We start from the raw sequence: 10,782 nt of genomic DNA, 5'->3' as shown, positions 1-10,782 counted from the left end.
ACTCAAATACTCAAATACTCAAATACTCAAATACTCAAATACTCAAATACTCAAATACTCAAACTTAGGATTGCTCTATGAAAGTCATTGCTGTGTTGAATCAAAAAGGAGGCAGTGGCAAGACAACTATTGCCACTCAATTAGCTCGTGGCTTGCAGCTGCAAGGACATAGTGTATTGCTAGTAGATAGTGATCAGCAGGGCAGTGCACGGGATTGGCGAGCTGTAGATGAAGATAATCCAGTACCAGTGATAGGTCTCGATAGACCTACGCTTGATAAAGATCTAAAAAACGTCTCTGATAAAGAGTATGTGGTGATTGATGGTTCACCACAAGCAACTAGTTTGGCTTTATCTGCAATTAAGGCGGCTGATTTTGTATTAATTCCTGTACAGCCTAGCCCATACGATGTCTGGGCGACTAGCGATTTAGTAGACTTAGTAAAGCAGCGTATAGAGATGACTGACGGTAAACTAAAAGCAGCCTTTGTAGTGTCTAGGGCAATTCAGAATACTAATATTGGTAAGGATGTGGCTTCAGTTTTACTAGAGTACGGTCTACCTGTGTTAGATAGTAGAATTATGCAACGTGTAAGTTATCCAAATAGCGCAGCATTAGGCAAGACCGTGTTTGATACTGAGTCAGTGAATAGTAATGCGGTACAAGAAATGACAGCATTGGTTAATGAAATTAAAACATTCTTTGATAAGGAGTAAATGATGAGCTTAGCAGCAGGTCGTCCCAGCAAGAAGGTAAAAGATGAGTTATCTTTGTCAGACGTGACCGATAGTCCTCAAAAAACGGCACGAGTAAACTTTAACATTGACAAAGATAAGTATATTGCATTCAAAAAGTTTGCGCTTGATAACCGAAAGACAGTGACTGAGCTATTAACTGAAATGATTGAAGAAAAGTTGGTTGAGCGATAGGCATAAAAAATCCGATTTTTTATGCCTATAAAAAGGATATGTATAAAAAACTCAAAAAACTATACATATTATCGGATTTTAGGGCTGATTTTTGACAACTCCCATTCAGCCAGAATTTTTCATAGTGACAGACTAATAACGAGTATTGTTACCCTTGATTTGTTACTGTTAATCTATACGTAGTTGCGCTATCTATGCGCTATTTAGAAACTATCTTTTACTGCCTAACCTGTAGAAAGATTGTACTTCTTACAGGTTAGATTTGTTTTAGTCCGATATTTCTACAGGTTAGCTTTATAAATACCTGTTAAAACAACTGGCTAACTGAATTCAAACTTTAACTAATACTGCCCCTCAGAACATAGAGAACAAAAAAACATGGCTAAAACACCTGCAAATAAGAACGACACTATAAAAGACGGTCGCTTTGAAGAAGCCCTTTGGGATGCGGCCAACAAGCTACGAGGTAGCGTCGAATCCTCAGAATATAAGCACATCGTCCTTAGCCTGATTTTTTTAAAGTTCATCAGTGATACTTTTGAGCAGCAGCGCCAAAAGCTGATCGATACAGGCTATGAAAAGCATATCGATATGGTGCAAGCCTATACCAAAGACAACGTCTTCTATTTGCCGGAGGAGAGCCGTTGGAGCTTCATTCAGCAGAATGCCAAGCAAGAAGATATCGCCCTTAAAATCGACACAGCGCTCAGCACCATTGAGAAGACCAACCAATCATTGAAAGGCGCATTGCCTGATAACTACTTCTCGCGTCTTGGCTTAACTGCCAGTAAGCTTGCCGCCTTGATCGATGTGGTCAATAACATCGATACCATTGGCAATCCAGAAGAAGACACCGTTGGGCGCGTGTACGAGTATTTCTTGGGTAAGTTTGCCGCGACTGAAGGTAAAGGCGGTGGAGAGTTCTATACGCCTAAGTCTGTGGTCAATCTCATCGCAGAAATGGTTGAGCCGTATCAAGGAAAAATCTATGATCCGTGCTGCGGTTCAGGCGGTATGTTCGTCCAGTCCATCAAGTTCATCGAGAGTCACCACGGAAATACCAAAGACGTGTCTATCTATGGGCAAGAGTACACCAGCACGACCTACAAGCTCGCTAAGATGAACCTTGCCATTCGTGGTATCTCGAGCAACTTGGGTGATGTGGCAGCCGATACGTTCTTTAAAGATCAGCACGAAGACCTAAAAGCTGACTTCATTATGGCAAACCCGCCGTTTAACCAAAAGGATTGGCGCGCGCCCGATGAGCTGGTTGATGATCCACGCTGGGCAGGCTACCCGACACCGCCGACAGGCAATGCCAACTATGCATGGATATTGCACATGATATCCAAGCTCTCTGAGCATGGTACAGCAGGTTTTGTACTTGCCAATGGTTCAATGTCTACCACCACCAGTGGTGAAGGTGAGATACGCGAGCAAATCATCAAAAACGATCTGGTCGATTGTATGATTGCGCTACCGGGTCAGTTGTTTTATACCACGACCATTCCGGTGTGCTTATGGTTCATCAGTAAAGACAAAGCCGCCAAGTCCGTTGATAGCCAAGCACGTGGGCTGCGTAATCGTAGCGGTGAAACGCTATTTATTGATGCCCGTAATATCGGTGCGATGATTGACCGTACTCATAAAGAGTTTTCTACTGATGATATTGAGGCTATTGCTAAGACTTATCATGCATGGCGCGGTGAGAAGGAAGCAGGCGGTTATGAAGCGTACGAGGATGAGGCAGGTTACTGTAAATCAGCCAGTCTGGAAGATATCAAAGCCAATGATTATGTACTTACTCCGGGGCGTTATGTCGGTGCTGCTGCAATCGAAGATGATGGCATTCCGTTTGAGACTAAAATGCTGGAGCTAAGCCAAACGCTATATGCACAGATGCGAGAGTCTGAAAAGTTAGATGCAACTATTCGTCAGAACTTGGAGGTGTTGGGTTATGGCGAGTGATTGGGAAGTAGTTTCATTAGTAGAGCATTGTAAAAAAATTGGTAGTGGTGCAACGCCTAGGGGTGGGAGTAGCGTTTATCTCGAAGAAGGTAAAATCACACTAATAAGAAGCCAAAATGTTTATAACGAAGGTTTTAAAAGAGATGGTTTGGTCTTTATAACGGAAGAAGCTGCTGAAAAACTGAAAAACGTTATCGTGGAAGAAAATGATATTTTGCTAAATATTACTGGCGACTCGGTTGCTAGGGTTTGCATGGTCGACAATCAGGTCTTACCTGCCAGAGTTAATCAGCATGTTTCAATAATTAGACCTAAAGAAAGCTCGTTTAATCCTTTATATCTAAGGTATCAACTAGTATCACCGCAAGTACAACAATTACTATTAAATTATGCAAGTGCAGGTGCAACTCGACATGCTTTAACTAAAAGCATGATAGAAAATTTAGGTATTCCTAAACCAGATTTAGATACTCAAAACAATATTGCTCATATCCTTGGTTCTTTAGACGATAAAATCGAGCTAAACCGCCAAATGAACGAAACGCTAGAAGCGATGGCGCAGGCGTTGTTTAAGAGCTGGTTTGTTGATTTTGACCCTGTGATTGATAACGCGCGCGCAGCTGGTAAAGCTATTCCTGATGAGCTCTTTGAACGTGCCGAGCAACGTAAAGCTATCGATAAAACGGACAATTCAGATATTCAGGACTTATTCACTAATGAGTTTGAGTTTACTGAGGAAATGGGTTGGATTCCGAAGGGATGGAGGGTTAGAAATTTATCAGAAATGGTTTCTGTAATTATTGATCATCGCGGTAAAACTCCTAAAAAGCTTGGAGGGGATTGGGCAGAGAGTGGTTACCCTGCAATCTCAGCTAAAAACATCAAAGGCAATAAACTAGTTCGTCCAGATACTATCCGATTTGTAGATAAAGATATATATGATAAATGGATGAAAGTTCCACTGGAAGTGGGTGATGTAATCATGACATCAGAAGCACCTTTAGGAGAACTGTATTATTTGAACTCAAAGATTGATTATTTATTGAGTCAGCGACTCTATGCAATTAGAGCAGACAAAGTAAATTGCACAGGTTCATATTTATTTTATTGGTTTCAAACAGAATTTGGTTCAGCTGAGATTCAGAATAGAGCGACTGGGACCACCGTCTTTGGTATCAAACAATCAGAACTTCGCAAGGTTCTAGTTTTATGCCCACCATCTTCTGTTTTGGAAAAGTTCGATACGTATTCCCAAGGTTTATTAGGGAAGATGGATGCTAATGATCTATCTAGTACTGAATTAGCTAAACTCCGCGACACTCTTTTACCTAAGTTAATGTCAGGCGAGTTGCGTATTTCAGATGCTGAAGTGCTTGTAGAGGAAGTTCTATAGCTTTTGACAGTAAACGTTTATCCCAAAAATATAATCATTAATGGAGTTCAAGATGAAGAAGCTTTTACTTAGTTTGGCGCTTAGTTTAGGTGCTTTATCATTAACTCCTGCAATGGCTGCCGCTCCTGCTTTCTCTGCTACTCAAATGTCTCAGGTCAAAATCAAAGATTTAAGCTTTAAAGAAGTCATGCGTGAGTTTTATAGTGGTCGTATGGGCTATGCTTCTGTCAATGATGAGTATGTTGAGTCGATGCCAAATATTGGTTTAGACAGCGTTAACAGCGATGGAGAGAGAACGATCGCTTTAATGCATCCGGTACTACCTTATGAGAATGTAACAGGTGAGCCACGTTATTTGGTTATCATCGAAAAAGTTCAGGTTAAAGATGGCTCGCTTGTATCTTGTCATGCATGTCAGGCAACAGCTGATCTGTATAGCTTTAAAAAACTAGATAATGGACTATTTCAAATGGTCAGCAAAACGCCAGAAAATGTAGAGTTTTCTAGCGGTTGGGGAAGAGTGAGTCTCAATCAAACAAGTATTCAAGAAGGCTTACAGCCATTGGGAAAAAACCTAATAGGTAGTGTGTTTATGAATAACTATATGTCTTTCGGTACGATAAGTAGCTGGTGGGACGTACTGCATTTGCCTGAAAGTGACTTTATCAATTTATATACATTAGGTGACGCTGGTGCAGAAAATAGCGGTCATTATGAGGAAGGTTCACCTTTACATTATGATTATAAAGTTGCTTTTAAAGTGCTACCTGAAAACGCTACGTACTATCCTATTATGTTGACCTATGAAGGTGAAAAGCCTACTGAGGATTACGACCGTATCAACAGTGTCAATTACAGCAAGATTGTGAAGTTCAATCCGGTGAAAAAGGCTTATGAATAATCTAGCTTTGGCTTAGCCGTGGACTGGCATATTAGTTGTCGAGAAAGATAATACAGAATAATAAAAAGGACTTACCATTGAAATTCACCGAAGACAGACTTGAACAGGCCATTATCGAGCTACTAGCAGCCGAAGGCTATCCACATACAGTTGGTGAAGCGCTTAATCGTAATCCTGACGATGTGCTGATTAAGTCTGATCTTCGACAGTTTCTAGCGACCCGTTACCGCGATGACTCAATCACAGAATACGAGATTGAGTCTATCATTCATAAGCTCGAATACCTTCCTGCGTCGGATCTGTACGACACCAACAAAGCCATCATGAAGTTTGTCGCTGACGGTTTTTTTCTGAAGCGTGAGGACTATACCCAAAAAGACTTATACATCCAGCTGCTTGATTATGAGGCACTCGATAACAATCGCTTTCGTATCGTCAATCAGATGGAGATACAAGGCTTTGAGTTGCGTATTCCTGATGGCATTCTCTATATCAATGGCTTGCCACTGGTGGTGTTTGAATTTAAGAGTAGCATTCGTGAAGATGCTACTATGTTTGATGCCTACACCCAGCTGACCACTCGCTATAAACGCGATATTCCAGAGCTGTTTAAATACAATGCCCTATGCGTGATCAGTGACGGGGTCAACTCAAAGATGGGATCTTTCTTTGCCCCGTATGAATTCTACTACTCTTGGCGAAAAGTGACTGGCGATGAGAAGTTAGAGAAGGATGGTATCCATTCCTTACTAACCATGATTAGCGGATTATTTGATAAAGAACGTTTGGTTGATGTCATTCGAAATTTTATCTATGTGCCTGACAAATCAAGCAAGGAAGAAAAAATCGTTTGTCGCTATCCGCAGTATTATGCAGCCACCAAACTGTTTGACAATATTAAGCGCCATATGAAAGTGCTGGATACAAACGGCAAGTTTGATGAGAGCGATGCTTTACGAGACGGAAAGGGTGGTACGTACTTTGGCGCGACTGGCTGTGGTAAGAGCTTTACCATGCTGTTTCTAGCACGTCTGCTGATGCGCGATGTGGAGCTTGGCAGTCCCACCATTATCTTAATCACCGATCGCACCGACTTAGACGGTCAGCTGTCTGAAACCTTTACCAATGCTAAGACCTATATCGGCGATGACAATATCATCAGTGTCGAAAGTCGAGCGCATCTACGCGAACAGTTAAAAGGTCGCAGAAGTGGCGGTGTATTCTTGACCACCATCCATAAGTTCACCGAAGACTTAGCCCTACTCACCGAGCGTACCAACGTTATCTGTATCTCAGATGAAGCGCACCGCAGCCAAATTAATCTCCAGCAAAAGGTCACCGTCACCGAAGATGGCGTCAAAAAGACTTACGGCTTCGCTAAGTACCTGCATGATTCATTGCCCAATGCCACTTACGTTGGCTTCACAGGTACGCCGATTGATGCCACCCTTGATGTCTTCGGTCCAGTCATTGATAGCTATACCATGGTTGAGTCGGTATTTGATGAAATCACGGTGCGTATTGTCTATGAAGGTCGCGCTGCCAAGGTGCTACTCGATAGCAAGCAGCTTGACGAAGTAGAGAAATACTATCAAGAAAGTGCAGATGCTGGCACCAATGAGTATCAGATAGAGAAAAGCAAAAAAGCCATGGCGAGTATGTCCACCATACTTGGTGACCCTGACCGCATCCGTGCCATTGCTGAAGACTTTGTGACACATTATGAAGCGCGAGTAGAAGAGGGCACAACGCAAAAAGGTAAGGCGATGTTTGTCTGTAGCAGCCGGGAAGCTGCCTATCAGTTATATAAAGACATTATAGAGCTGCGTCCTGAATGGAACGAAGTAAAAGCATGTGAGGAAGGCTCAACCTTGTCAGAGAGTGATAAGAAAAATGTCATGCCCATGGAGCGCGTCAAGATGATCATGACTCGTAACAAGGATGATGAAAAAGGCATGTGGGACAATCTGGGTAATAAAGACTACCGCAAAGAGCTTGATCGTCAGTTTAAGAACGGCAAATCTAACTTTAAGATCGCCATCGTCGTCGACATGTGGCTCACAGGCTTTGACGTACCCTTTCTCGATACCATCTACATTGATAAACCCTTACAAAAGCACAGCCTGATTCAGACTATCTCACGGGTCAACCGTAAGTTTGAAGGCAAAGAAAGCGGGTTAGTCGTTGATTATATCGGCATCAAAAAGCAGATGAACCAAGCGCTCTCACATTACACCAGTGGTCAGGTTCAAAACCTAGACGATATTCAAAAGTCAGTCGTGGTGGTCAAAGACCATTTGGATCTACTAGATACCGTCTATCATAAGTTCGACTCTAGCCTATATTTTAACGGCACGCCATTAGAGCAGCTGAACTGCTTAAATGCGGCGGCTGACTTTGCGCTGCAATCTAAGAAGCTAGAGAAGCGTTTTATGGACTTGGCCAAGCGTCTGAAGTCTGCCTATGATATTTGTGTGGGTAGTGAAGCACTCACAAAGGCGCACAAAGATAAGATTCATTACTACCTAGCCATTCGTACCATTATCTTTAAAATCACTACTGGCGGTGCACCTGACGTTGAGCAGATGAACCAAAAGGTACGTGACCTGGTCAAAGACGCGCTGATGAGTGATGGCGTTGAAGAGATCTTTAAGCTGGGTGATAACACTGACGGTGAAATTGATATCTTCGATGAAGACTACTTAGCCAAGCTTGAAGTGATTAAGCAGCCCAACACCAAGCTAGAGCTACTACAGCAGCTACTCGCTAAAGCCATTGGTGAGCTTAAAAAGACCAACAAGGTGAAGGGCGTTGATTTCAGTAAGAAGATGAATGCTTTGGTTGAGAAGTATAACGACCGTGACGAACAAGACATACTGCGCGCTGAAGTCATTGGTGATTTCTCTGATGAGATCATCAAGCTGTATAACGAGCTACGGGTTGAGATGGCGTCGTTTGGTGAGATGGGTATCGACTTTGAAGAAAAAGCGTTTTATGACATTCTGCTATCATTGGCGCATAAGTACGATTTCACTTATCCAGAGGACAAGCTGATTGAGCTGTCTAAAGAAGTGAAAAAGCTCATCGATGAGAAGGCTAAATACACTGACTGGAACAAGCGTGATGACATCAAAGCTGAGCTACAGTTTGATTTGATGGTATTGCTCGATGAATGGGGCTATCCACCTGTAGATTCCAAAGAGGTCTACAAAGAGATATTTGAGCAGGCTGAGAACTTTAAGAGGCATCGGGTGGTTTAGTTATATTTACACGAATTTAGTATACTTTTATTTATCAAAATACACTAAGACCTTTCTATACGGATAGCGTTATGATCGAAAGTTTCCAAGTAAAAAATATTGCTACCTACAATGAGTCAGGCATTAGTTGTAATGATTTAGGTAAGATTAACTTTATATATGGAACCAATGGAAGTGGAAAAACCACTCTTTCTAATCTATTAAGAACTCGTTCTCCCAACTGTACAATAAGATGGTTGTCAGATAGACCCCTTGATATTCATGTTTATAATAAGGATTTTAAAGAGAAAAATATACTCAATAATGCCAGCTTGAACGGGGTGTTTACAATTGGTGAGGACGATATAGATAACGAAAAATTGATCTTAAAAAAACAAAATGAAGTTGAAGGTTTAGAAAAAGTAAGTTTCGGACTAGGAAAAAGCTTAGCAGATAAGAAAAAAGACTTACTAGATTTAAAGAAAGAGGTCGTTGATGCTGTCTGGTTTGATAGCGGAGAGTTGAGAAAAAATGCTTTAAAAAGCCCACTATCGGGATATCTTGGGAAGAAAGAGGATTTTTTTGCGAAAAGTTTGATCGAATTGGGTGGCACAGCAGCACTCCTAGATTTGAAGGAATTAGAAGAACAGTCAGAGACTCTTTATGGCAAGGCTCCTTCGTCTTTGCCAAAGATTATAAGCCCTTCATCAGGGCTAGATCAGGTAGAGAACAATGATATTTGGAAAGAGATCATTGTAGGAAAAGGTGACATTAACATATCAGCACTGATAGAAAGTTTGAATATCAGCTCTTGGGTACGTGAAGGATCGACCTATCTCCAAGATAATGTGGAAACATGTCCATTCTGTCAAAAGGACACAATAGACCATAATTTCAGAGAAGATATTCACAGTTATTTTGATAACAACTACACAATCAAAGAAAATCTATTAAAGTCTTTGCAAAATGCATATACCAGCTACTCAGATAAGTTGCTCAATTCATTCCAACAGATAGCCGACGCTCACAAAGTTAAAACCTCCTATGCTTTCGATTCGGTTTCGTTTGAACGGTTTATGGCTCAACTTAGAACTAAAATCCAATTAAATATAAACCTTATAGCTAGCAAGTTAGAGAAACCTAACAGGGTTATCGACATAGATGTCACTATGACTGAAATCGGGCAACTACAGAAAATTATTAATGAAGCAAATAGCCTGATTGATAAACAAAATGCATTGGTTTCAAGATTAGGTGCTTCAAAAGCAGAACTAGTAAGAAATTCTTGGCGATACATAGCTGAACTAAATAAGGATAATCTAAAGAAATATAATAGGGAGAGTAAAAATGCTAATAGTGCTATTAGGAGTATTAATGAGCGTCTAGCGACGACGGAAGCTAACATTAAGAAAATAAATAGAGAGATAGCACAACTATCTCAGAAAAAGACGAATACTAAAAAAACAATTGATGATATAAACAGCTCTTTGAGTTACTTCGGGTTTACGGGATTTTCTATAGTGGAAAGTCCAGATAGTAACAAACACTATCAATTAAAGAGAAATGATGGTTCTATTGCTAATGAAACGTTGAGTGAAGGTGAAGTTTCTTTTATAACTTTTCTTTATTTTTATCATCTTTGCAAAGGTGGATCGACAGAAAGTACGATAAATTCAAACCGAGTGATCGTTATTGATGACCCTATATCAAGCTTAGATAGTAACATCCTATTTGTTGTTAGTAGCTTAGTAAAAGATATCATTTACGATATAAACAATGATAGCAACCACAAGATAAAACAACTAATAGTCCTGACTCATAATGTATATTTTCATAAAGAAATTTCCTATACAAGTAACAAACTAAAAGCCAGCTGTAGAGCTAACTTCTGGAATCTTAGAAAAGTTGGAAATGTTACGAGCATAAAAAACTATTATAATAAAAACCCTATAAAAAGCTCTTATGAGCTTTTATGGCAAGAGTTAAGAGAAGATTCAACGTCTCAAACAACACTTCAAAATTCTATGCGACGTATCATTGAAAATTATTTCAAGATCCTTGGAGGGATTGAGGATAATGACATTTTGGCATGCTTCTCATGTACTCACGAGCAATTGATTTGTAGATCTCTTATATGTTGGGTTAATGATGGATCTCACTGTATACCAGACGACTTGTACGTTGATGACCAAAGCTCAACTATAGATGAATACAAACGCATATTTAAAGATATCTTCAAGCATACTAACCATCTTGCACATTATGAAATGATGGTAAGAGAAAAATGAATTTGAGTATTTGAGTATTTGAGTATTTGAGTATTTGAGTATTTGAGTATTTGAGTATTTGAGT

At 40.4% G+C, this 10,782-nt stretch carries 7 protein-coding genes; all 7 read left to right on the top strand.

Going from position 1 to position 10,782, the window contains the following annotated elements:
- The first annotated feature begins 77 nt into the window (after positions 1-77).
- Positions 78-716: a ParA family partition ATPase gene (parA, locus tag FW759_RS13920; RefSeq protein ID WP_057758778.1), complete on the top strand. Its 639-nt coding sequence runs from the start codon at positions 78-80 to the stop codon at positions 714-716.
- 3 nt (positions 717-719) lie between these two features.
- Positions 720-929, top strand: a complete 210-nt coding sequence (locus tag FW759_RS13915) for a hypothetical protein (protein WP_057758776.1) — start codon at positions 720-722, stop codon at positions 927-929.
- 378 nt (positions 930-1,307) lie between these two features.
- Entirely contained in the window at positions 1,308-2,897 is a 1,590-nt protein-coding gene (locus FW759_RS13910) for a class I SAM-dependent DNA methyltransferase (RefSeq protein WP_446443282.1), read from the top strand.
- Entirely contained in the window at positions 2,887-4,290 is a 1,404-nt protein-coding gene (locus FW759_RS13905) for a restriction endonuclease subunit S (RefSeq protein ID WP_446443281.1), read from the top strand. The genes FW759_RS13910 and FW759_RS13905 overlap by 11 nt, the downstream gene beginning before the upstream one ends.
- A gap of 52 nt (positions 4,291-4,342) precedes the next feature.
- Positions 4,343-5,191, top strand: coding sequence for a hypothetical protein (locus FW759_RS13900; RefSeq protein WP_446443280.1), 849 nt, complete (start codon positions 4,343-4,345; stop codon positions 5,189-5,191).
- 77 nt (positions 5,192-5,268) lie between these two features.
- On the top strand, positions 5,269-8,451 hold the full coding sequence (locus FW759_RS13895; RefSeq protein WP_446443279.1) for a type I restriction endonuclease subunit R: 3,183 nt from the start codon (positions 5,269-5,271) through the stop codon (positions 8,449-8,451).
- A 71-nt stretch (positions 8,452-8,522) separates the two neighbouring features.
- Positions 8,523-10,718 carry an AAA family ATPase gene (locus FW759_RS13890; RefSeq protein ID WP_057758768.1) on the top strand — a complete coding sequence of 732 codons (2,196 nt, stop codon included), beginning with the start codon at positions 8,523-8,525 and terminating at the stop codon, positions 10,716-10,718.
- Positions 10,719-10,782: the final 64 nt, after the last annotated feature.

Source organism: Psychrobacter sp. 1176_08, from assembly GCF_052850615.1.
Note: the sequence above shows the minus strand (reverse complement) of the source record. Positions and strands in the feature narration are given on the sequence as shown.

What these genes read in the sequence shown, in the direction of transcription:
- FW759_RS13905 (WP_446443281.1), top strand. Translation starts at nt 2,887, where the DNA reads ATGGCGAGTGATTGGGAAGTAGTTTCATTAGTAGAGCATTGTAAAAAA.
- FW759_RS13890 (WP_057758768.1), top strand. Translation starts at nt 8,523, where the DNA reads ATGATCGAAAGTTTCCAAGTAAAAAATATTGCTACCTACAATGAGTCA.
- parA (WP_057758778.1), top strand. Translation starts at nt 78, where the DNA reads ATGAAAGTCATTGCTGTGTTGAATCAAAAAGGAGGCAGTGGCAAGACA.
- FW759_RS13900 (WP_446443280.1), top strand. Translation starts at nt 4,343, where the DNA reads ATGAAGAAGCTTTTACTTAGTTTGGCGCTTAGTTTAGGTGCTTTATCA.
- FW759_RS13910 (WP_446443282.1), top strand. Translation starts at nt 1,308, where the DNA reads ATGGCTAAAACACCTGCAAATAAGAACGACACTATAAAAGACGGTCGC.
- FW759_RS13915 (WP_057758776.1), top strand. Translation starts at nt 720, where the DNA reads ATGAGCTTAGCAGCAGGTCGTCCCAGCAAGAAGGTAAAAGATGAGTTA.